General features: G+C 41.3%; 30 protein-coding genes, 1 pseudogene and 1 riboswitch. Of the genes and pseudogenes, 12 read left to right on the plus strand and 19 right to left on the minus strand.

Annotation, left to right across the window (positions count from 1 at the left end; genetic code table 11):
• Positions 1 to 654 precede the first annotated feature (654 nt).
• Positions 655 to 1,119 carry a hypothetical protein gene (locus QM629_RS06065; RefSeq protein WP_415158226.1) on the plus strand — a complete coding sequence of 155 codons (465 nt, stop codon included), beginning with the start codon at positions 655 to 657 and terminating at the stop codon, positions 1,117 to 1,119.
• A 131-nt stretch (positions 1,120 to 1,250) separates the two neighbouring features.
• On the opposite strand, the gene QM629_RS06070 is transcribed toward QM629_RS06065, so the two are convergent.
• A complete protein-coding gene (locus QM629_RS06070) occupies positions 1,251 to 1,817 on the minus strand; it encodes a metallophosphoesterase family protein (RefSeq protein WP_415158228.1) in 567 nt (188 codons plus the stop codon).
• A 404-nt stretch (positions 1,818 to 2,221) separates the two neighbouring features.
• Between QM629_RS06070 and rpmB the strand changes: the two genes are divergently transcribed.
• From rpmB to QM629_RS06090, 4 genes are all read left to right on the plus strand, one after another.
• Positions 2,222 to 2,458 (plus strand): 50S ribosomal protein L28, encoded by a 237-nt coding sequence (gene rpmB / locus QM629_RS06075; RefSeq protein ID WP_415158230.1) that lies wholly within the window; start codon positions 2,222 to 2,224, stop codon positions 2,456 to 2,458.
• A gap of 11 nt (positions 2,459 to 2,469) precedes the next feature.
• On the plus strand, positions 2,470 to 2,652 hold the full coding sequence (rpmG, locus tag QM629_RS06080; RefSeq protein WP_415158232.1) for a 50S ribosomal protein L33: 183 nt from the start codon (positions 2,470 to 2,472) through the stop codon (positions 2,650 to 2,652).
• A 67-nt stretch (positions 2,653 to 2,719) separates the two neighbouring features.
• The gene (locus QM629_RS06085; RefSeq protein WP_415158234.1) at positions 2,720 to 2,893 is read left to right on the plus strand and encodes a DUF4295 domain-containing protein; all 174 of its coding nucleotides are present in this window, start codon (positions 2,720 to 2,722) and stop codon (positions 2,891 to 2,893) included.
• A gap of 181 nt (positions 2,894 to 3,074) precedes the next feature.
• On the plus strand, positions 3,075 to 3,209 hold the full coding sequence (locus QM629_RS06090; protein WP_415158236.1) for an alanyl-tRNA synthetase: 135 nt from the start codon (positions 3,075 to 3,077) through the stop codon (positions 3,207 to 3,209).
• Positions 3,210 to 3,505: 296 nt separating this feature from the next.
• Here QM629_RS06090 and dinB read toward each other — a convergent pair whose 3' ends face one another.
• From dinB to QM629_RS06125, 7 genes are all read right to left on the minus strand, one after another.
• On the minus strand, positions 3,506 to 4,654 hold the full coding sequence (dinB, locus tag QM629_RS06095) for a DNA polymerase IV (RefSeq protein WP_415158238.1): 1,149 nt from the start codon (positions 4,652 to 4,654) through the stop codon (positions 3,506 to 3,508).
• Between the two features lie 41 nt (positions 4,655 to 4,695).
• Positions 4,696 to 5,223, minus strand: coding sequence for a Uma2 family endonuclease (locus QM629_RS06100; RefSeq protein ID WP_415158240.1), 528 nt, complete (start codon positions 5,221 to 5,223; stop codon positions 4,696 to 4,698).
• Positions 5,224 to 5,236: 13 nt separating this feature from the next.
• Positions 5,237 to 5,764, minus strand: a complete 528-nt coding sequence (locus tag QM629_RS06105) for a Uma2 family endonuclease (protein ID WP_415158242.1) — start codon at positions 5,762 to 5,764, stop codon at positions 5,237 to 5,239.
• 18 nt (positions 5,765 to 5,782) lie between these two features.
• Entirely contained in the window at positions 5,783 to 6,748 is a 966-nt protein-coding gene (gene ftsY, locus QM629_RS06110; RefSeq protein WP_415158244.1) for a signal recognition particle-docking protein FtsY, read from the minus strand.
• A gap of 102 nt (positions 6,749 to 6,850) precedes the next feature.
• Positions 6,851 to 7,306 (minus strand): hypothetical protein, encoded by a 456-nt coding sequence (locus tag QM629_RS06115; RefSeq protein WP_415158246.1) that lies wholly within the window; start codon positions 7,304 to 7,306, stop codon positions 6,851 to 6,853.
• Positions 7,299 to 7,508 (minus strand): hypothetical protein, encoded by a 210-nt coding sequence (locus QM629_RS06120; RefSeq protein ID WP_415158248.1) that lies wholly within the window; start codon positions 7,506 to 7,508, stop codon positions 7,299 to 7,301. Before QM629_RS06120 ends, QM629_RS06115 begins: the two co-directional genes overlap by 8 nt.
• A gap of 149 nt (positions 7,509 to 7,657) precedes the next feature.
• Positions 7,658 to 8,863: a bifunctional 3,4-dihydroxy-2-butanone-4-phosphate synthase/GTP cyclohydrolase II gene (locus QM629_RS06125; protein WP_415158250.1), complete on the minus strand. Its 1,206-nt coding sequence runs from the start codon at positions 8,861 to 8,863 to the stop codon at positions 7,658 to 7,660.
• Between the two features lie 335 nt (positions 8,864 to 9,198).
• Here QM629_RS06125 and QM629_RS06130 point away from each other — a divergent pair, with 335 nt between their 5' ends.
• A complete protein-coding gene (locus tag QM629_RS06130; protein ID WP_415158251.1) occupies positions 9,199 to 9,636 on the plus strand; it encodes a LytR/AlgR family response regulator transcription factor in 438 nt (145 codons plus the stop codon).
• A gap of 66 nt (positions 9,637 to 9,702) precedes the next feature.
• Here the strand turns inward: QM629_RS06130 and QM629_RS06135 are convergent, their stop codons facing one another.
• The 3 genes from QM629_RS06135 to QM629_RS06145 form a co-directional block, all read right to left on the minus strand.
• The gene (locus tag QM629_RS06135; protein WP_415158253.1) at positions 9,703 to 10,797 is read right to left on the minus strand and encodes an acyl-CoA dehydrogenase family protein; all 1,095 of its coding nucleotides are present in this window, start codon (positions 10,795 to 10,797) and stop codon (positions 9,703 to 9,705) included.
• Positions 10,778 to 11,392, minus strand: a complete 615-nt coding sequence (pnuC, locus tag QM629_RS06140) for a nicotinamide riboside transporter PnuC (protein ID WP_415158255.1) — start codon at positions 11,390 to 11,392, stop codon at positions 10,778 to 10,780. The genes QM629_RS06135 and pnuC overlap by 20 nt, the downstream gene beginning before the upstream one ends.
• Positions 11,393 to 11,425: 33 nt before the next feature.
• A riboswitch (TPP riboswitch) is annotated at positions 11,426 to 11,536 on the minus strand.
• Between the two features lie 28 nt (positions 11,537 to 11,564).
• Complete coding sequence (locus tag QM629_RS06145; protein WP_415158257.1) at positions 11,565 to 12,872, minus strand: aminotransferase class V-fold PLP-dependent enzyme; 1,308 nt, start codon at positions 12,870 to 12,872, stop codon at positions 11,565 to 11,567.
• 223 nt (positions 12,873 to 13,095) lie between these two features.
• On the opposite strand from QM629_RS06145, the gene QM629_RS06150 reads away from it, so the two are divergent.
• Positions 13,096 to 13,968 (plus strand): transglutaminase family protein, encoded by an 873-nt coding sequence (locus QM629_RS06150; protein ID WP_415158259.1) that lies wholly within the window; start codon positions 13,096 to 13,098, stop codon positions 13,966 to 13,968.
• Positions 13,969 to 13,973: 5 nt separating this feature from the next.
• Here QM629_RS06150 and QM629_RS06155 read toward each other — a convergent pair whose 3' ends face one another.
• The 6 genes from QM629_RS06155 to QM629_RS06180 form a co-directional block, all read right to left on the minus strand.
• Positions 13,974 to 14,555, minus strand: coding sequence for a nitroreductase (locus QM629_RS06155; RefSeq protein ID WP_415158261.1), 582 nt, complete (start codon positions 14,553 to 14,555; stop codon positions 13,974 to 13,976).
• Positions 14,556 to 14,809: 254 nt separating this feature from the next.
• Positions 14,810 to 15,403 carry a DUF420 domain-containing protein gene (locus QM629_RS06160; protein WP_415158263.1) on the minus strand — a complete coding sequence of 198 codons (594 nt, stop codon included), beginning with the start codon at positions 15,401 to 15,403 and terminating at the stop codon, positions 14,810 to 14,812.
• Entirely contained in the window at positions 15,366 to 16,205 is an 840-nt protein-coding gene (locus tag QM629_RS06165; RefSeq protein ID WP_415158265.1) for an SCO family protein, read from the minus strand. Before QM629_RS06165 ends, QM629_RS06160 begins: the two co-directional genes overlap by 38 nt.
• An 89-nt stretch (positions 16,206 to 16,294) precedes the next feature.
• Entirely contained in the window at positions 16,295 to 16,714 is a 420-nt protein-coding gene (locus QM629_RS06170) for a cytochrome C oxidase subunit IV family protein (protein WP_415158267.1), read from the minus strand.
• A 22-nt stretch (positions 16,715 to 16,736) separates the two neighbouring features.
• Complete coding sequence (locus QM629_RS06175; protein ID WP_415158269.1) at positions 16,737 to 17,408, minus strand: cytochrome c oxidase subunit 3; 672 nt, start codon at positions 17,406 to 17,408, stop codon at positions 16,737 to 16,739.
• A gap of 72 nt (positions 17,409 to 17,480) precedes the next feature.
• Entirely contained in the window at positions 17,481 to 18,053 is a 573-nt protein-coding gene (locus QM629_RS06180; RefSeq protein ID WP_415158271.1) for a cytochrome c oxidase subunit 3, read from the minus strand.
• Between the two features lie 247 nt (positions 18,054 to 18,300).
• Here QM629_RS06180 and mnmD point away from each other — a divergent pair, with 247 nt between their 5' ends.
• Positions 18,301 to 18,984, plus strand: a complete 684-nt coding sequence (mnmD, locus tag QM629_RS06185) for a tRNA (5-methylaminomethyl-2-thiouridine)(34)-methyltransferase MnmD (RefSeq protein WP_415158273.1) — start codon at positions 18,301 to 18,303, stop codon at positions 18,982 to 18,984.
• Here the strand turns inward: mnmD and QM629_RS06190 are convergent.
• A pseudogene (locus QM629_RS06190) lies at positions 18,974 to 20,056 on the minus strand (tryptophan 2,3-dioxygenase family protein). The gene mnmD and the pseudogene QM629_RS06190 sit on opposite strands and share 11 nt — an antisense overlap.
• 132 nt (positions 20,057 to 20,188) lie before the next feature.
• Here QM629_RS06190 and pyrH point away from each other — a divergent pair.
• Positions 20,189 to 20,908: a UMP kinase gene (pyrH, locus tag QM629_RS06195; RefSeq protein WP_415158275.1), complete on the plus strand. Its 720-nt coding sequence runs from the start codon at positions 20,189 to 20,191 to the stop codon at positions 20,906 to 20,908.
• On the opposite strand, the gene QM629_RS06200 is transcribed toward pyrH, so the two are convergent.
• On the minus strand, positions 20,905 to 21,417 hold the full coding sequence (locus QM629_RS06200; protein WP_415158277.1) for an acyl-CoA thioesterase: 513 nt from the start codon (positions 21,415 to 21,417) through the stop codon (positions 20,905 to 20,907). The genes pyrH and QM629_RS06200 overlap by 4 nt on opposite strands.
• Before the next feature lie 330 nt (positions 21,418 to 21,747).
• Here QM629_RS06200 and QM629_RS06205 point away from each other — a divergent pair, with 330 nt between their 5' ends.
• The 3 genes from QM629_RS06205 to clpX all read left to right on the plus strand — a co-directional run bounded on the left by QM629_RS06205 (position 21,748) and on the right by clpX (position 24,445).
• On the plus strand, positions 21,748 to 22,437 hold the full coding sequence (locus QM629_RS06205; RefSeq protein WP_415158279.1) for a ClpP family protease: 690 nt from the start codon (positions 21,748 to 21,750) through the stop codon (positions 22,435 to 22,437).
• 53 nt (positions 22,438 to 22,490) lie between these two features.
• The gene (locus QM629_RS06210) at positions 22,491 to 23,123 is read left to right on the plus strand and encodes a ClpP family protease (protein ID WP_415158281.1); all 633 of its coding nucleotides are present in this window, start codon (positions 22,491 to 22,493) and stop codon (positions 23,121 to 23,123) included.
• Between the two features lie 86 nt (positions 23,124 to 23,209).
• Positions 23,210 to 24,445, plus strand: coding sequence for an ATP-dependent Clp protease ATP-binding subunit ClpX (clpX, locus tag QM629_RS06215; RefSeq protein WP_415158283.1), 1,236 nt, complete (start codon positions 23,210 to 23,212; stop codon positions 24,443 to 24,445).
• The last annotated feature ends 2 nt before the right edge of the window (positions 24,446 to 24,447 follow it).

Below are 24,447 nucleotides of genomic sequence, written 5' to 3' on the forward strand. Positions count from 1 at the left end.
AAAAGTGATTTTGTGTTGTTCGGTTTTAGCTCCCCTCTCCTTTGGAGAACTTGTCCCGACCATTCGGGAGGGGCTGGGGGTGAGGTCTGACAAGGAAATATTATTCACTAATTTATCCCTTGCGCACCCATGTCATTAACTTAAGGCAGGTAAATCTTCGAAATATTCAATATTCATTTCCCGAAGATTTACAACTGAACATTCCTGCCCGACTGATTCAGTCAGGCGGGGGTTATTGTGTATGGAATATTGAGTTTTCTTAAGTTAATGACATTGCATATAGAACCATAGTAATAATTATTTAGGAAAATGTTTTCAGCATTAAGTGAAGTACAAACTGAATCGTAGTATTTTCATCTTCGATGAAAATCTTTGTGTCGCTTTTGTTCCTGCTTATGCAAAAAAACTAAGAAGCTGTTTAAAAATTTAATGCTTTATAGGGTTTTAGCGATTTTTCGCACAGAGCAAAGGATTCAACAGAGGGTAAAGCGCCTCTGTTGAATCCTTTGCTCTGCGCTCTCTGTGTGAAGAAATTCAAACAGATTCTACGTATCTATGTGTTTATTTCAAAAATCTAAACAGATTCTTATTAAAATGGGGTTGCTGTAAAAGCAGCCTCTTTTTATTTTTACAGCAATCAACATTAACCTCAAAATGAAAATATTTTATCCGGCACTTTTAGCGCTCCTGCTGGCTGCATGCAATGCCGGCGACAATGCTGATAACAGCGGGAGAGATTCAGTTGTGCTTACTTCTGATAATATTCCTGCGGAAAGAAAAAATGTAAGCCCCCGGCCCATAAAAAGCTATGCAGAAACGGTAAAGAGCTTTGAAACCACCGATGAATTTAAAGTGGGTTTATATGAAACAAAAGAAACCTTTATCTACCTGATAAAAATCTCTTACAAGCAAATGAACGTGAACGATACTTTGCATGTACCCAATTTTGGCATGGAGCCTGCCGTTGAAATTGTAAAAGGCGACTCCATCCGCCCCTCCTGCATCGTGGGTTTCTTAGATAAGGACAAGCAATTCAGGGAACTGAAACTGATTGCTTTTAAGCATGACAGGCTGAAAGTAAAGGTGCTGAAGCATTATGCAGTCTATCAAAACGAATAACGACTCAGGCGCTGTTTAAAATTTTAATTATTTACAGGGTTTGGCTCTTTTTGCACAGAGCAAAGGAGTTAACAGAGTAATGAAGCGGCTCCGGCTCTGTGTTCTCCGTGCGAAAAAATTTAAACAGTTTCTCAGAAAGAACTGCCCATACAATACGCATCCCAACGGGCAATATCATTACCTCCTTTCAATATAATACGATAGGCATCAACAGCGTTAGAGCGGGTGTTATAGACCATAAATGAGCTGTCTATATCTTTTAACTGCCTGGCATCAAAACCCATAACAGCGCCCGGGTTCAGCAATAAAGTTTTGCCTTCCTGCCTGACAAAAATGGAATGATCGTGGCCATAGCAAACCACATCGTAAGCCTGCAATTGCACCAGCTTTTGGGCATTTTCGGGATAATGGTTTACCGCAATGGTTGTATTATCCAGTTCATCGCGGTAATATTCACCGTGAATTTTTATGCCCGGATATTTTGATAGCTTGCCCGTCATGGCGGCCACATCGCAATCATTATTGCCTAAAACTATATGAACAGGCTTTTTGCATGCAGATAAAAGATCAATCATAAACGGCGAGCACAGATCGCCGCAGCAAACCAAAACATCAGCTTCTGCCGCCTGCTTGGATTGCAAAAGGGTTTTTAAAGCCCACACATTATCGTGAATATCGGAGAGCAATAGTATTTTCATGTTTACGCTTTTAAGAAATTTCCTGTGTTAAAACATTTAATTCTTTACGGGAGTTTAGCGATTTTTCCGCACGGAGCAAAGGAGCAAACAGAGTAATGAAGCGCCTCTGTTGGCTCTGTGCTCTCCGTGCGGAACATCTCAACCAGCTTTAAGGCTTCCTCAAAGATAAAAGGAACCGGCGGCAGGAAATACAGGCAGCTAACATAAGGATGCAATCTTAAACCGGGAACCGCAGCCCAATAGCCAATCTGCAGTTGCAGGGAGTGACACAACAAAGTTGAATGGCCATCCGCAGCCGGCAACCAAAAAATTAATCCCGAAAACGTAGTTTTTGCAAAAACTTTGATAATGATTATGTTTTATGATTGCGGTTTATTACCTTTGCCGTCCCAAAAAAAATTTTTATGGCAAGAGTTTGCGAAGTAACCGGTAAAAAGCCAATGGGCGGCCATTATGTTTCTCACTCAAACATAAAGACAAAACGCCGTTTTTTACCTAACCTTCAAACAAAGCGTTTCTATTTCGCGGAAGAAGACAGGTGGGTTACATTAAAATTATCTACAGACGCAATCCGCACAATTAACAAAAGAGGCCTGGCTACAGTTATTAAAGAATTGAGGGCCAACGGTAATCATATTTAAAGCTTTTAACAATGGCAAAGAAAGGAAACAGGGTTCAGGTAATTTTGGAATGTACAGAGCATAAGACCAGCGGTGTGCCGGGCACCAGCCGTTACATTTCTACAAAAAATAAGAAAAATACACCTGAGCGCCTTGAACTGAAAAAGTATAACCCTATACTTAAAAAAGTAACTGTTCATAAAGAAATTAAATAATCAGCTGATCAGTTTGCTGTGCGCAGGCACAATTTTCAACTGATTTTCAAATTTTCAAATTAGAAACATGGCAAAAGCAGCTTCTAAAAACGCGAAGGTAAAAGATGCCAAAGCGGCAGCAGAAAGTAAAAACTGGACAAAAGTGATTCGCACTGTCCGCAGTCCTAAAACAGGCGCTTACACTTTTAAGGAAGCGATCGTGCATAAAGACAAGGTGAAAGAATTTCTTGCCGCCAAATAATTGGTGCATTAAAGATACCGGAAGCTGTCTTGTTTAAAAACGGGGCGGCTTTTTTATTGCATATCCGGCAGGCGGTTTGGGAAAACAGCCCGAGCGGAGCCGAGGGCTGTTATTATTGAGCGAAGTCGAAATAATAACTTTGCAGAAATTTTTTAAGCTTACATTTCTAAAATCTCCTGTTTTGAACGAAAGAAAAACAAACAATTTTAAGCTGTGGCTTAAGCGCATTGGCTGGGCCGGTTTTTTGTTTTTTCTTATAAAGGGTTTGATATGGCTGGCTGTTTTCTGGTTTGCCGGCAGCAAGATTTTCGGGTAGATTTTATTAAATCACAAATATGCAGATTTCCAGCGGGCCGCGACAGCGATCTGACTGAAAGGCAAAGGCCCAATGCACAAATGAAACCGAGCATGATAATTTTTCTCACACAACCTGTCCCGCACCAGCTTCGGGAGGGGAATGCCTGCCTGCCGGTGAGGCAGGTACATAGCAAGGTTCCCTGTCTGCCGGACAGGCAGGCATGAGACCATTAAAAATCAAACTTGTACGAATGAAACGCCCACGTAAAATGTATTTTTTCACTTGTACGAATGAAATTCGTATTCTCTCCGTTGCTATTTTATAGACCGCGCTTTGGCCAGGTAGTCTTTTCCGTATGTAAGTTTGATGTTATCTATTGCCTTATAAAGATTGGGTTTTCGGGAAACATCATCGAATAAATTCCCCTGCATAGTTACATTGGTAAAATCGGTAAGCCGCACACCAAGTAACCGTACAGGCTTTCCTTTTTTATACAACTGGTGAAACAATTCTTTTGCTACAGGTATTAACTCATCGTCGCGGAAAGTATAATTAATGGTTGTTTGTTTGGATGTGGTTTCAAAGTTAGGGTAACGTATTTTAACCGCAATGCAACCGGTCAGCTTTTCATCCTGCCGCAGTTCGAAAGCCACCTTTTCCGTCATACGCACCAGTTCACACAAAAGAAACCCAACATCGTTTGTATTGGTTTCAAAAGTATTTTCGGTAGAGATGGATTTTGCTTCACGCCATTCTGAAACGCTGCCATAATGCAGGCCCTGCGCTTTATCCCAAAGGTCGAGCCCCCATTTGCCAAGCCGGCTTTCCAGTTCGTCTTTCGGCAGGCGGAGAATATCGCCTATCAATTCTATGCCCATCCCATTCAAAACCGATAAAGTATGTTCGCCCACACCCGGGATTTTCTTCACGGGCAGCGGCGCCAGGAAATCTTTTTCTTTTCCATGCTGGATAAAAAGATAACCATTAGGCTTGGCTTCATCCGTAGCAATTTTTGCTACCAGCTTATTGCTGGCAAGGCCGAATGAAATGGGCAGTTTGGTTTCAGCGATTATCCGTTGGCGCAGCTCAATTGTCCATTGAAAAGGATCGAAGAATTTATCCATACCGGTAAGATCGAGGTAAAATTCATCAATGCTTGCTTTTTGAAACTTAGGCGCTTTGGAAGCGATGATATTCGTAACCCATTTAGAGAATTTGCCATACTGGCCATGAGAACCACGCACCAGGATAGCATGCGGGCAAAGCTGTACGGCTTTCTTCATGGGCATGGCCGAATGCACGCCGAATTTACGGGCTTCGTAACTGCAGGTAGTAACCACGCCGCGTTCCCGGCTGCCGCCAACAATTACGGCTTTGCCCGCCAGTTCAGGATTATTTAAAACCTCTACACTGTAAAAAAATGAATCGAGATCAAAATGTGCTATGTAGGTTTTCGGCTGCACCGCAGTAAAGGTAATTATTATAGCGGGGTAAAACTTTTCAATTAAAAGCTGAATGTTTTGCGCAGTATTTTGCTGGTGAATTTTGCTTTCTGCTTTTTAGGTTCAGCATATTTCCCATCCTTTAAATAATAAGAAAGTACAGATTTATCAGAAGGCTCAACGATGAAATACTCCTTTACGCCAAATTGCTCATAAACCGCTTTCTTTTTGATGAGATCAGCATTCTTATTTCGTGGAGATAAAATTTCAATAATAATATCCGGAGCGCCGTATATACCATCTTCATTTATAAGATGCATATTACCGTTACTGATAAAAAATATATCAGGCTGAACGGCATTTGCTGCTCCCAGAAAAACATCAAGCGGGGCAAAAAATATTCTGCCTGCATTTTGCTTTCTAACTTCACTTTTAAGTACATCGGCTATTTTATCAAGCACATCAAAATGCTGAAAGTTGGGTGAAGGGCTCATATAAAACTGATTGTTGATAACCTGTACAGGCGTGCCTTCCGGCAACAGCCGGTACACATCTACAAGCGTTTCAGGTCTGTGCATTAATACTGACATACTTCATTAATTTTTAGAAGCTAAAAGTTTTATTGAGCAGCCTGCTTGTAAATTTTGCTTTCTGCTTTTTAGGCTCAGTGTATTTTCCATCTTTCAGACAATAACTCAAAACAGATTTATCAGAAGGCTCAACGATAAAATATTCCTGTACGCCAAATTGCTCATAAACCGCTTTCTTTTTAATCAGATCTGTATTCCTGTTGGATGGCAAAAGTATTTCAACAATAAGATCAGGCGCCCCGTAAACGCCATCATCTTTAATAAAATGCTTATTGGCATTGCTTATAAAAAACACATCCGGCTGAACAGCATTTTTGTTGCCAAGATAAACATCAACGGGAGCATAGATTGCTTCGCCTAAATTATTTTTGGTAACAACCTCATTCAGTTGTATAAAAATTTCTTTAGCTACTGAAAAATGACCGAAAGTGGGTGAAGGGCTCATATAGAATTGATTATTGATAACCTGTATAGGCGTGCCTTCCGGCAACAACCGGTACACATCTACAAGCGTTTCAGGTTTGTGCATTAATACTGACATACCTCAAATTTAAAACAATTATGCTTTTTCCAGATTAAACAAACTGTCAACAAATTCGTGCTTGTCAAACAGCAGCAAATCATCCATCTTCTCACCTACACCAATATATTTCACCGGGATATTAAATTGATTGGCAATTGCCAGCACAACGCCGCCTTTTGCCGTGCCATCTAATTTGGTTATGGCGAGTGAAGTAACATCAGTTGCAGCCGTAAAATGTTTGGCCTGCTCCAATGCATTTTGCCCGGTTGAACCATCGAGCACCAGTAATACTTCATGCGGCGCCCCGGGAATAATTTTTTGTGTTACACGCTTGATCTTTGAAAGCTCATCCATTAAATGCGCTTTATTGTGCAGGCGGCCCGCCGTATCTATAATTACAATATCAGACTTTTTGGCAACAGCGCTTTGCACGGCATCAAAAGCAACAGATGCCGGATCGCTGCCCATTGCCTGTTTTACAATCGGCACACCCACTCTTTCACTCCAGATGGTAAGTTGGTCAACGGCAGCAGCGCGGAAAGTATCAGCAGCGCCAAGCAGCACATTTTTACCAGCCTTTTTATAGTTGTGCGCCAACTTACCGATAGTAGTGGTTTTACCAACGCCATTTACGCCAACAACCAGCAGCACGTAAGGTTTTTTATCTTCCGGCAAATTGAATTCTTTGTAAGAATCTTCCGGCGCATCAGTAAGCATATTTTCAATCTCGTTTTGCAGCAGCTTATTCAGTTCGCCGGTACCAACATATTTATCACGGGCGACACGGTCTTCAATGCGTTTAATGATCTCAATGGTTGTATCAATGCCCACATCGGCGCTTACCAATGCATCTTCAAGGGTATCGAGCACTTCTTCATCAACCGTGCTTTTGCCGGCAATGGCCTTGCTTATTTTTTCAAAAAAACCCGTTTTGGTTTTTTGCAAACCTTCGTCTAAGCTTTCCTTTTCCTTTTTGCCGAATAGTTTGTTGAAGAAACCCATTTTGTTATGTCTGATTTATGATTTGATGATGTCTGATTGAAAATACCGTAAATTTTACCAATGCCTTTTTAAAAGAACGATTGCAATTTAAGGTGTACCATACTATTTATTTACCTTCTTTAATTGCTCAATATCGTTCTTGTCTTTATATCTTCCTGCAGCTTCTTTTGCTTTTATTAAATGATTATAATGAATGTATTTTACTTCAATCCCGTTTTGAATAAATATCTTACAAAGCGGATATGCTTCTTCAAAATTCACGCCTTTCAAATGGTTTAATACTTCAATCCTGTTTGGCTCTTTTCCTATTCCCCAAACATCATAATTGCTTTCCATAAAATCTTTTTCAGAAAAAACAGGAGCGCCAAAAATCTGATAAGCCTTTTTTAGCCTGGCATAGTTATCCAATGATTTTTTTACCCAAACATCCATATCGCCGGTTGTTCTGGAAAAACCATGCAGTATTACAGCATATCCGCCAACGAGAATATATTCTGCCTGCGCTTTGTTTAAAGCATCAATAAAGTCCAGAAAGTCCTTGTTAAATAGATCAGCCATCGCTAAATTTTCTGCAATCGGTAATTGTTCTGTCCACTTTCGTTTGCGGCGTTACGCCATAAAGCTGGTTAATAAGAAAACATGCGGCATTCAGCCTTTCATCTGCAGTTTTATCAAGCCAGTAGGTAACATGGTCGTCTGCTTCTTCAAACGACATTTTTGTTACGTAAGACCTGTCTAATTTATATTGATTGTTCTGCATACCTGTTGCCTGATTTTTTAATGCCGCTTTTAATTTAAACTATTGTTGCTGCCATGAAAATATTAAGCACAAGTGTTGCGACGCAAGGGACGATTCCATGAAAAACAACCGCCGGTAACCCAAATAAAAAACAGATGTGTAACACCTTTTTATTTATGCGATAATATTTTGTGGCCGAGCTTATCGCGCTTGGTGAGCAGGTATTTTTCATTGAATTCGTTGGGTTTTATTTCTATCGGCACAATTTCAACAATTTCCAGGCCATACCCGCTTAAGCCTGCCCGCTTTTTGGGGTTATTGCTCATTAAGCGCAATTTGGTTATACCGAGGCGCCGCAGTATCTGGGCGCCCACACCGTAATCACGTTCATCCATGCCAAAACCAAGATGCAGGTTGGCTTCAACCGTGTCCATGCCTTCTTCCTGCAACTTATAAGCCCGCAGCTTGTTCATCAAGCCAATGCCGCGGCCTTCCTGGTTCATATAAAGAATAATGCCTGTGCCTTCGGCTTCTACCATCTGCATGGCTTTATGCAACTGCTCGCCGCAGTCGCACCGGAAGCTGCCGAGAATATCGCCCGTAAAACAGCTTGAATGCACCCGCGTTAAAACAGGTTCTCCTTTTTCCCACTCTCCTTTTATAAGGGCGAGATGCTCGCCGCCGGTAATTTTTTCTTTGAAGGCTACCAGTTTGAACATACCATATTTTGTTGGCATATCTACCCGCACAACTTCTTCTATGGTTGAATCAGTTTTAAGCCGATATTCAATTAAATCTTTGATGGAAATAATTTTCAGGTTGAATTTGTCAGCGATTTTCTTAAGCTCGGGCAAACGCGCCATAGTGCCGTCTTCGTTCATAATCTCAACCAATACACCGGCGGGTTCAAAGCCGGCCAGCCTCGCCAGGTCCACGGTAGCTTCTGTGTGACCGGTTCTTCTTAAAACGCCACCCTTTTTGGCACGTAACGGAAATATATGACCCGGTCTTCCCAGGTCTTCAGGTTTTGTATTGGAGTCTATTAAAGCCTGCACTGTTTTGGCGCGGTCGTGTGCGCTGATGCCGGTAGTGCAGCCATGGCCAATCAGGTCAACACTCACCGTAAACGGCGTTCCGTGAAGCGCTGTGTTTTTGCTAACCATCAGGTCGAGCTGCAGTTCATCGGCACGTTCTTCAGTCATAGGAGCACAAATAAGGCCACGGCCTTCCCTGCTCATAAAATTGATGATCTCCGGCGTTACATTATGGGCCGCTGTTATAAAATCACCTTCATTCTCCCTGTCTTCATCATCCACCACAATTACCAGCTTGCCATTTTTTATATCTTCCACTGCACTTTCTATCGTATCCAGCATATATAAAATTTGGGCAAAGGTACGATAGTGCTGCAGCATTATGCATATCGGCTTTGTTAAGGGCTTTGCTATAGCATCCGGCCTTCTTATCAAACAAAACCTGCACTTTTAATGCAGGTTTTGTTTGAATTATAAAGGGCCGAATTATTTTACAACAAACGTTGCACCATCTTTTGCCATGCCGGCAACCGATAATTTCACACCGGTATTTACAGCCATTATCTTGTCAACCACCTCTTTCAGCTTAATATTTTGTGTTACGATAACATTGGCAACATTATCATTAAAATCATCACTGTTTACATTGCTTACACCGGAAATTTTTTCAATGGCCGATGTTACTTTACCTAATTGTGTGTAATCAATATTTTAAATGTGAGCACGTATTGGGAAGCCCTGTCAGGCACATCATTCTCAGGCAGGTCAACCTTATCTTTTTAGCCGGCTATGTACTGCGTGGCTTTGATGATGCAGTCTTCGGTGGCGTCCTGCACCGCAGGATTTTGAAATGCGGTGCTCATAGCATTAATTATACTACCCTCTTTTTAAAAGACAAACAAAAGCTGCTTGTAGCCAAAACCCTGAAGGAGTTTGAAGAATTGCTTACCGGGTATAATTTTTACCGCGTTCATAATTCCCATCTTATTAATCTTGCCTATATAAAAATGTATAATAAAGGAAAAGGCGGATCCGTTACTATGGCTGATGGCTCAGAAATTGAAGTGTCAACCCGGCGCAAAGATGATTTCCTGAAACGACTGGCAAGTTTATGATACATCCCTGCTATACGGGCAGATTGAAATTGTAAAGTGCGTATAAACCAGCCGCTCACTGCCTCCTTACACATCTGGATAGTTTAACAAGCTATGCTGGCTGGCTGTAAATATATCCCTGAAAATTCTTGCTATTTCCGTATTGCCATTAACGGCAGATAAGCCGCAATAAGGATAAATGGCTGCAACCTGCGCCCGGCACTCTTTTACAAGCCGTGCACTTAGCTTACTAATATTATGCAACTTTTTTGTATGAATCTTTTTCTTTGCCAGCAGCTCATTCCAGGCTGCTTCGACAGCCTCATAAAAATCTTCACGAAGGGCTTCAATGCTGCCTCCTGCATTTGTAATGAATGTATCTGAATAATCATATTGCTTGGCCGTGATCTTTTTCTCCTGCTTTCTTTTTTTAATAACGGAAGCTGCCTCTTTTAAAAAATGCCTTGTCATTCCAAGCGTATTTACGGCAAGCGTTAATTCTGCAAACTGCAAAAAGGGAAATTGGAAAACCGGGCCGGTATGCGTTGCCGATGCTGCGTCAATCATAAACGCTCTTTCTTTCGGGAGCTTCAAATGGCTTACAGAAAAGCTATGGCCTGCGGTTGCCTTAAGCCCCGGTGTATTCCAGTCTTCCATAATATTTACTTCATTTCTTTTAAAAAAGAAGGATTGAATTAATGGCTGATTATCTTTTTTTAATACCGGCTTGCCATCTTTTTCAATTATACAGTTGGCAGTAAAGTGGGTAAGATGGGGCGCACCTGTTGCATATTTCCAAAAACCGCTTACCATAAAGCCATCCCCTGTAACAATTGCTTTGCCTGTTGCAGCGCCGCTTCCGCCAAAACAAACTTTTTGGCTGCCGAAGATCTGCGCCGCCGTTTTTCTATTGATATAACCAACAAACAAATTTGCCCCGGCGCATAAGGTAACCGTCCATCCAAGGCTGCCATCAATAAAGGCAAGTTGTTCTTCCAGAAGCAAAGCATCGGGCAGGCCCAGTTCAAGCCCGTTATATTTTTCGGGCACAAAAATTTTAAACCATCCATATTGATAGGCCAGTTTTAACTGTTCGTTTTGCAGCCGGCCTTTTTCGTCTGCAATAGCTGCATATTTTCTTAATGCTGCCATAATTTCTTTATTAAAGGCTTTGTTCTTCATTGATTATTTTTTTCCATTTAAAATATCCCTGTATGGCAATAACAAATAAAAAGGCGGTAAGCAATGCATATAACGGCAACTGCTTATAAAACAAAAGCGGTATGGCAAAGGCATTGCTTATGTTAAGCAGCACCCAGTTTTCGAGCTTGCGTTTTGCCAGCAGCCACATGCCGGCCCAGGCAGCAGCGCTTACCCAGGCATCAAATAAAGGCACCCTGGAATCAGTAAAATTTTTTAGTACGAAGTATAGTAATATAAAAGATACTACAACAATAACAGCCGTTATTTTCCTATCCTTTGCATTTGACTTTGTAATGGGCAGCGGCGGTTTATTGCTTCTGTGAATCCATAACCACCAGCCCCAGATGCTCATGATGAGATAATAAATGTTTAAGGCGCTTTCGGCATATAAGCCGGCCGTATAAAAAAGACAGATGGTAATTACCACAGAAATAATACCGGTGGGATAGAGCCATAATTTATTGGCTTTTGCAAACAATACTTCCGCCACACCAAAGCTAACGCCCAGCCATTCGAGCCAGCCTGTTTGTTTTACCTGTTGCCAGAAAACGTAAATCCAATCGTGCATACGCATACATCTGTTATTGTTACACAGGAATGCAATACTATAACAGACGATCTTAATCCCTGCGCCGGCATTACCCGTATCAGGTTCAATGGGTATGATCTCAGCCTGTAATTATCCCGGCTAACCGGGAAGGCACCCCCTAATGTGAGCGGTGAAGATAAAGGATAAACGATAAAACTTATGTTGATTTTTTTGCCTTTGCTGCAATGTCTGCAATAGCCGTTACCAGTTTGTCCAAGTCGCTGGTGGGCGTATATACATGCGGTGTTATGCGAACACAGCTTACATTTTCCCAAACTATGCCAACTGCGTGAATTTTATAATTATCAAACAGCAGATTATTGAAGTCGCCGGGGCTCAGCCCGTCAATGCTAACGCCGCCAATGGCACAGGAATACGCATCCTGCAACGATGTATGCAGGCGCACGCCCGGGATATCTTTCACTTTGGTTGCCCAATAATTTTTCAGGTAACGAATGCGGTCTTCCTTGCGCGCCGGGCCTATGGCATTATGAAAATTAAGCGCTTCGCCAATAGCCTGCTCAATAGCAAAACTGCGTGTGCCTATTGTTTCAAACTTTCTTATGTTATCGCTGTTAGGGTTATCATTGCACATAAGCGGCCATATCTTTTTAATCTTATCTTTCTTTATCCACATCATGCCACTGCCAATAGGCGCACTTAAAAATTTATGCAGGCTGGTACCAAGGTAATCACAGCCAAGATCGGGGATCTTAAAATTAAGCAGGCCAAAACTATGCGCGCTATCGCAAACCACTTCAATGCCTTTGCTGTGCGCCATATCTGCAATTTTTCTTACAGGCATTATCTGCCCCACCCAGTTTATAATATGCGTAATATGGATGATCTTTGTTTTAGGCGTTATTGCTCTTGAATAGGCTTCTACAATAATATTGTCATCTTCTACCGGATGGTTAAGACTAATCTGTTTATACACAATTCCCTCCCTTGCCTGCCTTTGTTTCCAGGCATTGATCATATTTGGGTAATCCAGCTTTGTACCAATAACTTCATCACCGGGTTTTAAATCCAGCCCGTGAATAATAGTGGTTAATGCTTCTGTTGTATTGCGGTTAATGGCTATTTCTTCCGGGCTGCAGCCGGCTAATGCGGCCAGCTTTTCCCGCAGTGGCTCGCGGCCCTGGTCGAGTATGCGCCACATAAAATAAGAAGGGCCGAGGTTGCATACGCCATTATACTTTTCAAGCGCATCCTGCACCACTTTAGGCGCCGGGCTTACACCGCCATTGTTTAAATTAATAATGTTGGCACCAACCGTATAAGCCTGCTGTATGGTGCGCCAGTAATCTTCATCGTGGGCCACTTCGTTTGCCGGCAGAAATTGCACTGTATAATTGGCTTTTTTTATAGCCGATGCATACAAGTTGTTAAATAAGCTGTTCATTGAAAAAGCGCCGGCCATCAATCCTGCCTGGCGTATAAAATTTCTCCTGTTTGCTGTCATAAGAAAAGTTAGTTTTAAGCAGAGAAAGTTAATGTTTTTTATTTGCCTGCAAGCGGAATATTCGTGCAGGTGAAATATCCGTTTAGTTATACTGCGCAAAAGCAAAAGAATGAGATTTAAATGAAACGTGTGCTCGTAAGTTTAAGCTATTCACATCAACTGAATAAATTATTATTCCGTTATTTCAGAAAATAATTTAGTTTGTATCGGCGTATATTATTCTATGTATCCAAATTCCGAAATATCTGCTTTGCTCACGCTGATTGATGATCCTGATGAAGAGGTTTTTTCTTCGGTAAGCACCCGCATTGTGCATTATGGCAAGGGCATTATACCCAATCTGGAAAACCTTTGGGAGCACACCGTGAGCGAGGCCGTGCAGGAACGCATTGAGATGATTATTCACAAACTGCATTATACAGACCTTGTAAACGATTTGACCGAATGGCGCGACAGCGCTTATCATGATCTCCTTTTCGGGGCATTGCTGGTGGCGCGTTTTCAGTATCCCGATATTCAAACCTCGCCGGTGATACAGGAGATAGAAAAGATACGGCGCAATGTGTGGCTTGAATTAAACAGTTTTCTTACACCGCTGGAACAGGCTAATGTAATTTCAAGCATTGTTTATAATTATTATAACCTGAAGGGCACCGAGATCGGCTATAAAAACCCTGACGATTTTTTTATGCACAAGGTTTTGCAAACACGAAAAGGCAATACGCTTTCCAACGGCATATTATACCTCGTACTGGCAGAACTGCTTGCAATTCCTGTAAAAGCAATTAATATTCCCCGGCAGTTTGTGCTCGCCTTTTTTAATGAAGATTATGAAGCCGGCACTTATAATGGCAATCCCCAAAAGAAAATACATTTTTATGTGGACGCTACCACCGGCCAGCCTTTTACACATAAAGATGTGGAGAATTACTTCAAACGCATTAATGTGCCGCCTGTGCCTGCTTATTTCAAGCCCATGAATGCCATTCGTGTTATACAGGTTCTGCTGGAAGAATTAGCAAGGTGTTTTGATGAACCGGCCAGCATGTATAAACGCAATGAACTGCTGCACCTCTCAGACCTGCTGTCTGAATAAAGCTGTTAACCTCTCCGGTCAACTTTTTCATTTAAAGGAATAATGCGGCTGCCTTCTTTTATAGCTTTATCGGCATAACCAAGATATATGAGGCCGATCATCTGGTCTTCTTCGCGCAGGCCAAGATAATTTTTCATGGCGCTGTGAAAAGTAAGGCCGCCTGTGCTCCACAATGCAGCTATGTTTAAAGAAGCAGCGCCTAAAAGCAGGTTTTGCACGGCAGCGGCCACCGCACATATTTCTTCAATAACTGTAATTTTCGGGTTTGCGCCGCGCTTCATATACACAGCAATTATGTGAGAACAGTGATCGCCGTTGTGCCGTATTTTTTCATACTTCGCTGTTTCAAATTTTTCAGCAGGCGCATTGGCTTTGTATAATGCCGCATGGTCATTACAAAATTGCTGAACAGCCTCGTTTGCAAACACAACAAAACGCCACGGTTCTGTGTGCGCATGCGTGGGCGCCCAGTCAGCCAGTTCCAATAAATTATTGATAATATCGTCATCAATCTTCTTTCCATTCATCAGCATCGGCTTGTAACTGCGCCTGTTTTTTATAACGGTTTTTATTATTTCAAAATTCATACAACGAAAATAGCAGACTGTGAATAAGATTGTTTGTATGCAGGCATTAATTTCTCTATTTCGTAAACTGATTTACGGATGTTTTTTTCGCAGATAGCGTAGCTCATTCAGGTGAACAAGCTTATATTCTTCTATACAACGATGCATAATCAATGGCATAACACTCCTGCCGGGCTTTCTTGCCTGATACACTCACCTTTCTATAATAATTTTATTCTTCCGCGGGATTTTTTAAGGTTCGAACACGCATGGCGCTACCTGTAGTACGGGTGTATCATCCAATAAACAACCGGTCCGGTAACGGCCACATAAAACCATAAGGGCCAGGTAATGCGGGCAAGTTTCTTATGTTTGGGATACTCTGCTATCAGTGCACGGTAAGCCGTAAACAGAATGAAAGGTAAAATAATGCCTGCCAGGAAAATATGCGTTAGTAAGATAACAAGATAGTAAGGCCTTGAACCGCTTACCAGTGCTTTTTCAGCATCGCTTAAAACGCCATCATGGTCAGCATCGCCATACACAGCTTCGCCGGCCAGTAAATGATGTGCTATATAAGAAACCAAAAACACAATTGAGAGTATAAGCGCTGTCATCATAAGCTGTTTATGCAATACATAATTCTTTTGTTTTACAGCCGCCAGGGCCAGCAAAAGCAATATAGCAATGATGGAATTTATAATGGCATTGGCCAACGCAAAAATGTGCACGTTAAAACCTAAGTCAACATTAATTTTTATTTTGGTTAAAAAGCTAACGGCAGCAAATACCACAAAAGAAAATATGATAATTAGCCAGGTTGCTTTCTTGTCATTCTTTTGCATTGCCGGATGAAGCAGTGGATTCATTTGCATTTTTTTTACGGAATATTAAACGTATTACTACAATAGTTACAACAACAGTAATGGCAAAAAATATAGCCATAAGCACAGGATCGAAAGGAAGCTTTTGCGGGTTATCATCAACCGCTACCATCAATAAACCAATATCTTTTGAGAGTTTATCAAGCGAAGATGAATCAAGCCCGTTATAATATCCGCGCACATTAAAGTTTTTGTCTATCAGCACAAATCTTGTGGTATGTACAAAATCCGGATTGATGGGAACTGTATCAAATTTATCAACTTTTAACTGTTCAAATGCATAATTATAAATTGTATTGCGGTCGCCGGTTAAAAGCCACCAGTTACCGGGATCAATACCGTAATAGTCTGCATAGTTCTTTAATCTTGCGGCAGAATCTGTTTCCGGGTCTATGCTGAATGAAATAAACTGCACAATAGATGAATCCGGGGCAGACATAACATCGCCTCCTTTTGCAAAAGACTGCTGCATCTTCAGCATATTGCCGGTAAGCTGCGGGCATACGGAGCCGCATGAAGTAAAGAAAAAATCCATCACGATAAGCTTTCCCTGCAAATCATATAAACTTACAGTATCGCCCAATTGGTTTACCAGGTGAAAATTGGCCACACGGTGCCATACTGTATCATCTGTCATCCGGCCCTTTTCTATATGGCTTATTACCGTATCCGGTAAATAATGATGGGGTATTGCAGTAGCTTTATCGCTTGCCTGTTTAACCCAGAAATAACTAACCAGCGGAATTAAAACTGCTATGGATAATGCGAGTAAGGCCTTTTTATTCATCTGCAAAAAATTACTCAGCAAAAGCTGAAATAAAAAACCACCGCAAAGGTGCGATGGTATTTTATTAATATAATGCGTTTCACAAAATTTTATTCGAGGTGGTGTGTGCCTTCTTCCTGCACAGGCATTTTTTCTTTGCTGCGTTCAAGATGATCAGAATCCCATTTATTCTTATCGTTTTTAAATGAGTTGCCGTCTGTAAGAAAAGCTATAATAAACCATACAAATAAAAACAACGGTACCACTATGGTCATAATCATGTTGCGCAGCTCATGTTTAAGGTGCATGAAATAACCAACAATGTAAAATGCTTTCCAGATCATTAATACAACAATTACACCCTTTATAAGATGGCGCTTTAAACTTGCTTCATCCATGCCTATCATTGAAAAACCCAGCATGAGCTCAATAACGGTAAGCACAGAAAGATAAAGTGTAACTTTCCATATTTCTTTTGTACCACCGCCGGCATGACGTTCGTGTTCCAGAGACTCTAAAGTGTGATCCATTAGTGTATGTAGTTATTGATGATTAAATAAGATAAAAGCAAGTGAATACAAATACCCAAACAAGGTCAACAAAATGCCAGTACAAGCCGGCCTTTTCAATCATAAGGTAATGGCCGCGCCTGTCGAATACGCCACGTAAAACCATGGTAAGCATAATACAATTTATTACCACGCCGGAAAATACGTGAAAGCCGTGAAATCCTGTTATGGTAAAGAAAAAGTTGGTAAAGTTGGTTGTACTTACAGTGCCATCAGCATTTGGAAAAGGATTTCTTCCCCACCATGCACCTTCATGGTAAAGGTGTGTCCACTCCCATGCCTGGCAACCCAAAAAGGCAAGGCCACCCAATATGGTAAGTATCATATATTTTGCTACACCTTTCCTGTTCATGTTATGCCCTTCATGCACGGCAAGCACCATTGTAACGGAACTGATGATGAGGATAAAAGTCATTATACTTACAAAAACAAGCGGGGCATGCGTATCTCCGCCCAAAGGATAGGAACGAAAAACCTGGTTGGGATCAGGCCAGCCGTTGGTGGCAAAACGTGTAGTACCATAAGCAATAAGAAATGCCCCGAATGTAAAAGCATCGCTCATTAAAAAATACCACATCATCAGTTTGCCGTACTCAACATTAAAAGGGCTTCTCCCCCCCTTCCAAAGTCCGGTAGTTGTAACAGTTGTGTTCATGTGTATTTAAAACTTGTATAGCGGCAAAGGTATTGGCTACGAATTAAAAAACGAAATCGTTACTATTTTTTCTTAAAACCATTTTAAGAAAATAAAAAGGTATATCCAGAGTATATCCACAAAATGCCAGTAAGTGCTTACAATTTCAATAGCGGTGGCATTATAGTTTTTCGTTCGCAGGCTGTATGCTCTTAAGAAAATTACAAGCAGGGCAACTACGCCGCCCAGTACATGCAATGCATGCAGGCCAACGATTACACCGAGGAAAGATGCAGAAGGATTGCTGCCGGTGCCGAAAATTTTTACGCCATGGCTTAACAGGTAAGAAAAGCCAAAATATTGCAGAACGGCAAACAAAATACCTAAAATGGCAGTAAGGGTTATAAGCGCACGGTAACGTTGCATTTTCCTTGCTTTAAACGATTTAAGCGCAAGATGAATGGTTACACTGCTAAATAATATAACCAGGGTAGAAGCCCAGAATACAGCAGGCAATTGAAACTCCAGCCAGTTGGCGGCAGATTTACGTACAATATATGCGCTGGTTAACCCGGCAAACATCATTACAATACTTCCCATAGCTACCCAAAGGGTGAACTTATGCGGGTGTATCCTTTTTCTTTCATTACTGATCACGGCAGACATTCTGGAGAAAATAATTATTGAATTAAGTAAAAAATTAAAGCAGGCAAAATTACAATCTAAATCGGGTTTGAGCCAATGATAAAATTAACAGGGATCGCAATCTTTGTAAGAAGCTGTTTAAATTTTTCGCACCGGAGACAACAGAGGCAATATAATTTCTCTGTTAACGCCTTTGCTCTGTGCGAAAAATTGCTAAACCGCTTTAAAGAATTAAATTTTTAAACAGCTTCCAAGATATTTTTATATTGTGAATGATAAAAGAATAATACAAATAACACAAGACGGCTCCCATACCATTGCCATTCCTTCAAAAAATATTGCTTACCACAGCATACATGGCGCCCTGCAGGAAAGCATGCATATTTTTATGAAATGCGGGCTGAGGCATTGCATAAACAGCTTGCCTCAAAATAAACCTGTTTATGTTTTCGAGATGGGACTGGGCACAGGTTTAAATGCCTTGCTTGCATGGAAGGAAGCAACCTTATTAAGGCAAAAAATCATATACTGCGCTGTTGAGTTATATCCGCTCACAACGGCGGAAGCAAACAGCTTAAACTACGATAGTTTTATGGAAGGCCATAACATGCATTTATCAGCCATTCATAATGCGGCCTGGAATACGTTTACCGTTTTGAATGAATATTTTTCCTTTGAAAAAACAAATATTGATATACAGGCATTCCATACAACAAAAAAATTCCACATCATTTTCTTTGACGCTTTCGACCCCAACGCCCAGCCGGAATTATGGACAGAAGTTGTTTTTAAAAAGATGTTTGGCATGCTGCATACCCACGGCATTTTAATAACCTATTGCAGCAAAGGTGCTGTACAAAGAGCTATGAAAGCGGCAGGCTTTACCATAGAAAAATTAAAAGGGCCGCCCGGAAAAAGGGAAATTATAAGGGCGAAAAAAACTATACATTAAAACTTAAATGCCTTATTATTTCTTCGGGGAGCTTTGGCAGGTTTCTTCTTTCAACCAAATAAGTGGAAAGACCGGCAATATCTTTATAAACATAATGTTTGTTCAATGCGCCTTCCAGGTAGCCTGCGCCGGATGTATTGCCCGTGCCTACACGCATGCCGATCATGCGCCGCACTATTATAAAATGTTTATGCCGCCAGTTGCTCATTAAATGATCAATCTCAATTAAAGCATCCAGTATTTGGTAAGATGTTTGAAATACGGGGAAATCCCTGTACAGCATTATAAACAAAGCAGCCCGTAAAGCGGGAGAAGAGAAATTGCTTCTCAGGTTAGCCAGCGCCTCTGTTGAAATTTCCGGAGGCAGTTTACCAAAGAAAACATAATCAAAGTCAATAATTTTATTGGCTTCCCTTTGTGTTAATCCGGTTTTATAAATATGCCTGTAATCGTTCCAAAACACATGGCCGGCTGTATCTTGTTTTGTGATGAAAGCATAATTTTGCCAGAACAGTTCCTCAAAGAAAGGCATTCTGTCAAGCCAGCAATTAATGAGCTGCAAAAGGTTTTGCTGCTGTTCTTTTGCCGTAATGCGGTTATAATCTTCCTGCGTAAAACCGCCTTCATTCACCCGCTTATAATATGCTTTCTGATGACGGCTTTCCAACTGCAGGCCCAGCACAGATTCTATCAGCCGGAATTGTGCGCTCTGAAAGCCCGAAGAAGGCGTGAGTAAATTCCTGAGCTCTAAAAAACCAAGCGGCATCATCGCATCCAGTATGCCCACCTGCTGGTTAAGCAGTTCAAGGATCTTTATTATGCGCCTTAAACGATGCAATACGAGGTTAAGGTCTTCCGCATTATCGTTGATGGTTTCTTTATTAAAAACTTTTAACACATAATCAAGTACGAATAAAATTTGCTTAAATCATAACTCATACGCCTGGTGAATAATAAGGAAAAGCATTTCATCATGTGCAGGGTAATTACCTTTTTTAAAACTTTCAGGCTGCCGGCTTTCCAGTATTTTATCTAAATGCAGGTAATTACTATCGTGCAGTGTTTCTTTCATACAGCAATAATTTCAAAAGTAAAAAATGGCCGATTGTTTTTTTGAATTTTTCTATCGGCTGGCAAACAGGATTTTTCTATTTGACTTTTCATTTAATTTGCAGCCATTCATAATCAAATCTTAAGTAACCGCATGCTAACAAGATACAAAAGAATAGTACTGAAACTTTCCGGAGAATCTTTAATGGGTAACAGCAGTGATGGCTTTGAGCCTTTTAACGCAGCAATAATTGAGCAATACGCAAACGATATTAAAACGATAACTGATTCTGGCGTGCAGGTGGCGCTTGTAATTGGCGGCGGCAATATTTATCGCGGCGCCAACGAAATTGAAACAGGCATTGAACGGGCGCATGGCGATTATATGGGCATGCTGGCCACAAGCATTAACGGCATGGCCATACAGGCCATGCTGGAGCGCATTGGCGTGGACACACGCCTGATGAGCGCTATAAAAATGGAACAGGTGGCAGAACCGTATATACGCCGCCGCGCTATACGCCATCTTGAAAAAGGGCGCGTGGTGATTTTTGCAGCCGGTACGGGCAATCCTTATTTTACTACTGACACAGCCGGTTCTTTAAGGGCACTGGAAATTAAAGCCGATGTTATTTTAAAAGGCACCCGCGTTGATGGTATTTATACCGCCGATCCTGAAAAAGATATCACTGCCACCAAATATGAAACCATTACTTACCAGGAATGTATTTCAAAGAATCTGAAAGTGATGGACATGACGGCATTTACGCTTTGCATGGAAAACAATCTGCCTATTGTGGTTTTTGATATGAATAAGCCCGGCAATCTCTTAAAAATTATAGAAGGCCTGCATGTAGGCACGCTGGTGAATTAGCTGTTTAAAAAAGCCCTTAATTCATTGGCATCATTCGGTTTCATTTTACCGCTTAAAATCAGGCGAAGCTGCCTTCTCCTCAAAGCGCCATCGTATAAGGCTTTTTCCTGTTCTGTTTCCGGCACTACGGCTGGCACCAGCCTCGGTTTATTGTTAGGGTCGAGGGCGACAAAAGTAAAATAAGCCTCATTGCTCTCATAGCGGTATTGATGCAAATTATCTTCTCCCCAAACTCTTAAATGTATTTCCATTGACGTATGAAATGCCCGGGTAATGTTTGCTTCAATATGTACCACATTGGCCAGTTTAATGGGGTTTTTAAAACTGATATTATCCACGCTGGCCGTCATGCAGGGCGCATTGCAATGCTTGCTGGCCGTCATAGCGGCGGCAATATCCATCCAGTACATCAGCCTTCCACCCATTAAATTCCCGAAAACATTGGTGTCATTCGGTAACACCAGTTCATTCATTACTGTTATGCTTTCGCTTACTTTCTTACTTTCCATTACACTGTTTTGCACAAATATAATTTATGGCGATTGATGGTCAATCTCAGTTAGCAGGTTCAGCAAGATAATCATCCGGTTTTTATTGTAGCAGGAAATATTGTCCCATTCATTTTCCACTGCCACTACGCGTGTTTTTTCTTTTTGCGCATGTGCAGTTTGTAAAGAAGATATTTCAGCATTAAAAAGGTTATGCCTGCTGTAAAGCGGATATAGATTTTTTTTGATCCTAACCGTATCAAAACCTGTCCTTTTGTCTCAATTTTTCTTTTGCACAGAATTTGGTTAAACAACGTTTCTAATTATCTTCAACGCTTTAAAACAATGATTATGGATTTTGGAAAGGAATTTGAAAAATATGCCGTTAAGCACAGGGGAATAAGCTCAAACACAATTCATGGATTTAAGCAACATACCATTACCAATCTCACTCCATATATAATTGAGGAACGCCCGCTGAATGTGGCCAGCATGGACGTTTTCAGCCGTCTTATGATGGACCGCATCATATTTTTGGGTGAGCCCATTGATGACTATGTTGCCAATATTGTTACCGCTCAGTTATTATTCCTCGACAGCACAGACCGCACAAGAGATATTCAGATGTATATAAACAGCCCCGGCGGCAGTGTATATGCCGGCCTTGGCATTTATGATACCATGCAGTTTGTAAGCCCCGATGTTTCTACCATTTGTACAGGCATGGCAGCCAGCATGGGCGCTATTTTAATGTGCGCAGGCGTAAAGGGCAAACGCAGCGCCCTGAAACACAGCCGCATTATGCTTCACCAGCCGTTTGGCTCCATTGGCGGGCAGGCCACCGATATTGCAATTACCGCAAAAGAAATAAGCAAAATAAAGCATGAATTATATGCTATTATCGCCCACCATACAGACAAAGATATTAGCAGGGTAGAGGAAGACTGCGACCGCGATTTCTGGATGACAGCAGAAGAAAGCAAGGCGTATGGCGTAGTAGATGAAGTATTGGTTACCAACCCCAGGAAAGAAAAGAAATAGTTTAACAAAAAAGTTAACCTCACATTACTTAACTATAATTCAAACGAAATAATATGATTGACCTGAAATATATCAGCCCGTTAAGATTGAATGAAGACGATGATGAACCGCAGAAAGAAGAAAAACCGGAACAATCTTCTTACCTCATGAAGAAAATGGAGCAACTGTTTTTAAAAAACAGGGCCGTTTATTTATGGGGACCGGTGGAAGATAAATCTGCCCGCGATGTTGTAAGCAAACTGCTTTTGCTTGATGCTGACAAACCGGGCAAAGAAATAAAATTTTATATTAACAGCCCGGGCGGCGTGGTTACAAGCGGCATGGTTATATACGATACCATGCAAATGATACAATCGCCGGTAAGCACTATTTGCATGGGCCTTGCAGCCAGCATGGGTTCTATTTTGTTAAGCGGCGGCGTAAAGGGAAAAAGATATATTTACCCTCACGGCGAGGTAATGATACACCAGCCAAGCATTGGCGGATATTTCCAGGCAACAAGCGCCGATATTGAAATTCATGCAAAGCAAATGCAGCGCACCAAAGAAATAAGCGCACATATCCTGTCGAAGAATACAGGTAAATCGTTCGAAAGAATTATGAAAGATTTTGACCGCGACTACTGGATGGATGCCAAAGAGGCAGTTGAATATGGTATTGCAGATGAAGTAGTTGAGAAATTATAAGCTAATTATTAGGATATTATAAGGTAAAGGTTTAATAAATACGTTTTACCTTTGCTTTCTTTTTTACTCAATTTATTTTTATTACGATGGCAAAACAGTCAAATCTGCATTGTTCTTTTTGTGGCCGCAGCCGTGATGAGGTAAAAATTCTTATTGCCGGCCAGGAAGGGCATATTTGCGAGAACTGTATTGAGCATGCACAGGAAATTATCATGCAGGAATTACAGGTGAGGGATGAAACCCGCACCACCCAGTATAAATTCAATATCCGCAAGCCGGTAGAAATAAAGAATTATCTCGATCAATATGTAATAGGTCAGGATGATGCCAAGAAGATATTATCGGTAGCAGTTTATAATCATTATAAAAGAATTACACGCAAACAGCAGCAGGATGACGTTGAAATTGAAAAAAGCAATATTATCATGGTGGGCGAAACCGGCACCGGTAAAACCCTGCTGGCCAAAACAATTGCCAAACTCTTAAATGTACCTTTTGCCATAGTTGATGCCACTGTATTTACAGAAGCCGGTTATGTGGGTGAAGACGTGGAAAGCATGCTTACCCGTTTACTGCAGGCATGCAACTATGATGTAGCCGCTGCAGAAAAAGGCATCGTTTTTATTGATGAGATTGATAAAATAGCAAGAAAAGGCGATAACCCTTCCATAACACGCGATGTAAGCGGAGAAGGCGTGCAGCAGGGTTTATTGAAAATGCTGGAAGGCACAGAAGTGCTCGTGCCGCCGCAGGGAGGAAGAAAACACCCCGAGCAAAAAATGATTAAAGTAAACACCACCAATATCTTATTCATTTGTGGCGGCGCTTTTGACGGCGTTGATAAAATAATTGCACGCCGCATTAATACAAATGCCATCGGGTTTAATGTAAATAAAGACGAGCAGGAAAGCCAGCGCAAAAATTTACTGCAATTTGTAAATGCACAGGATATACGTTCTTTTGGTTTAATACCTGAACTGCTGGGCCGTTTACCTATAATAACTTACCTCAATCCGCTTGACGCAGAAACGCTGCGCGCTATTCTTACGGAACCCAAAAACAGCCTGGTAAAACAATACACCAGGTTATTTGAAATGGAGGGCATAAAGCTTACTGTTGATGACAGTGCGCTTGCGTTTATGGTGCAAAAAGCGCTTGAATTTAAACTGGGAGCCAGGGGTTTAAGAAGCATTTGCGAACAAATACTCACCGATGCCATGTTTGAACTGCCGGGCAGCAATAAAAAAGAGTTGCATGTAACGCTCGATTATGCTTCTACCAAGTTTGAAAAAAGCAAGCTGAATAAATTGAAGGTTGCCTAAAC

It is taken from the genome of Parafilimonas sp. (assembly GCF_047606085.1).
GTDB lineage: Bacteria > Bacteroidota > Bacteroidia > Chitinophagales > Chitinophagaceae > Parafilimonas.

Excerpts from the sequence above, each read along its gene's own strand:
- clpX (WP_415158283.1), top strand. The coding sequence starts at position 23,210 with ATGGCAAAACAGTCAAATCTGCATTGTTCTTTTTGTGGCCGCAGCCGT.
- QM629_RS06125 (WP_415158250.1), bottom strand. The coding sequence starts at position 8,863 with ATGCTGGATACGATAGAAAGTGCAGTGGAAGATATAAAAAATGGCAAG.
- QM629_RS06065 (WP_415158226.1), top strand. The coding sequence starts at position 655 with ATGAAAATATTTTATCCGGCACTTTTAGCGCTCCTGCTGGCTGCATGC.
- QM629_RS06070 (WP_415158228.1), bottom strand. The coding sequence starts at position 1,817 with ATGAAAATACTATTGCTCTCCGATATTCACGATAATGTGTGGGCTTTA.
- QM629_RS06100 (WP_415158240.1), bottom strand. The coding sequence starts at position 5,223 with ATGTCAGTATTAATGCACAGACCTGAAACGCTTGTAGATGTGTACCGG.
- QM629_RS06210 (WP_415158281.1), top strand. The coding sequence starts at position 22,491 with ATGATTGACCTGAAATATATCAGCCCGTTAAGATTGAATGAAGACGAT.
- ftsY (WP_415158244.1), bottom strand. The coding sequence starts at position 6,748 with ATGGGTTTCTTCAACAAACTATTCGGCAAAAAGGAAAAGGAAAGCTTA.
- QM629_RS06115 (WP_415158246.1), bottom strand. The coding sequence starts at position 7,306 with ATGGCTGATCTATTTAACAAGGACTTTCTGGACTTTATTGATGCTTTA.
- QM629_RS06155 (WP_415158261.1), bottom strand. The coding sequence starts at position 14,555 with ATGAATTTTGAAATAATAAAAACCGTTATAAAAAACAGGCGCAGTTAC.
- pnuC (WP_415158255.1), bottom strand. The coding sequence starts at position 11,392 with ATGCGTATGCACGATTGGATTTACGTTTTCTGGCAACAGGTAAAACAA.
- QM629_RS06145 (WP_415158257.1), bottom strand. The coding sequence starts at position 12,872 with ATGACAGCAAACAGGAGAAATTTTATACGCCAGGCAGGATTGATGGCC.
- QM629_RS06120 (WP_415158248.1), bottom strand. The coding sequence starts at position 7,508 with ATGCAGAACAATCAATATAAATTAGACAGGTCTTACGTAACAAAAATG.
- QM629_RS06165 (WP_415158265.1), bottom strand. The coding sequence starts at position 16,205 with ATGAATAAAAAGGCCTTACTCGCATTATCCATAGCAGTTTTAATTCCG.
- QM629_RS06130 (WP_415158251.1), top strand. The coding sequence starts at position 9,199 with ATGTTACTTTACCTAATTGTGTGTAATCAATATTTTAAATGTGAGCAC.
- QM629_RS06170 (WP_415158267.1), bottom strand. The coding sequence starts at position 16,714 with ATGGATCACACTTTAGAGTCTCTGGAACACGAACGTCATGCCGGCGGT.
- QM629_RS06180 (WP_415158271.1), bottom strand. The coding sequence starts at position 18,053 with ATGTCTGCCGTGATCAGTAATGAAAGAAAAAGGATACACCCGCATAAG.
- pyrH (WP_415158275.1), top strand. The coding sequence starts at position 20,189 with ATGCTAACAAGATACAAAAGAATAGTACTGAAACTTTCCGGAGAATCT.
- rpmG (WP_415158232.1), top strand. The coding sequence starts at position 2,470 with ATGGCAAAGAAAGGAAACAGGGTTCAGGTAATTTTGGAATGTACAGAG.
- QM629_RS06085 (WP_415158234.1), top strand. The coding sequence starts at position 2,720 with ATGGCAAAAGCAGCTTCTAAAAACGCGAAGGTAAAAGATGCCAAAGCG.
- QM629_RS06105 (WP_415158242.1), bottom strand. The coding sequence starts at position 5,764 with ATGTCAGTATTAATGCACAAACCTGAAACGCTTGTAGATGTGTACCGG.
- rpmB (WP_415158230.1), top strand. The coding sequence starts at position 2,222 with ATGGCAAGAGTTTGCGAAGTAACCGGTAAAAAGCCAATGGGCGGCCAT.
- QM629_RS06160 (WP_415158263.1), bottom strand. The coding sequence starts at position 15,403 with ATGAATCCACTGCTTCATCCGGCAATGCAAAAGAATGACAAGAAAGCA.
- QM629_RS06150 (WP_415158259.1), top strand. The coding sequence starts at position 13,096 with ATGTATCCAAATTCCGAAATATCTGCTTTGCTCACGCTGATTGATGAT.
- QM629_RS06205 (WP_415158279.1), top strand. The coding sequence starts at position 21,748 with ATGGATTTTGGAAAGGAATTTGAAAAATATGCCGTTAAGCACAGGGGA.
- QM629_RS06200 (WP_415158277.1), bottom strand. The coding sequence starts at position 21,417 with ATGGAAAGTAAGAAAGTAAGCGAAAGCATAACAGTAATGAATGAACTG.
- QM629_RS06175 (WP_415158269.1), bottom strand. The coding sequence starts at position 17,408 with ATGAACACAACTGTTACAACTACCGGACTTTGGAAGGGGGGGAGAAGC.
- QM629_RS06135 (WP_415158253.1), bottom strand. The coding sequence starts at position 10,797 with ATGAAGAACAAAGCCTTTAATAAAGAAATTATGGCAGCATTAAGAAAA.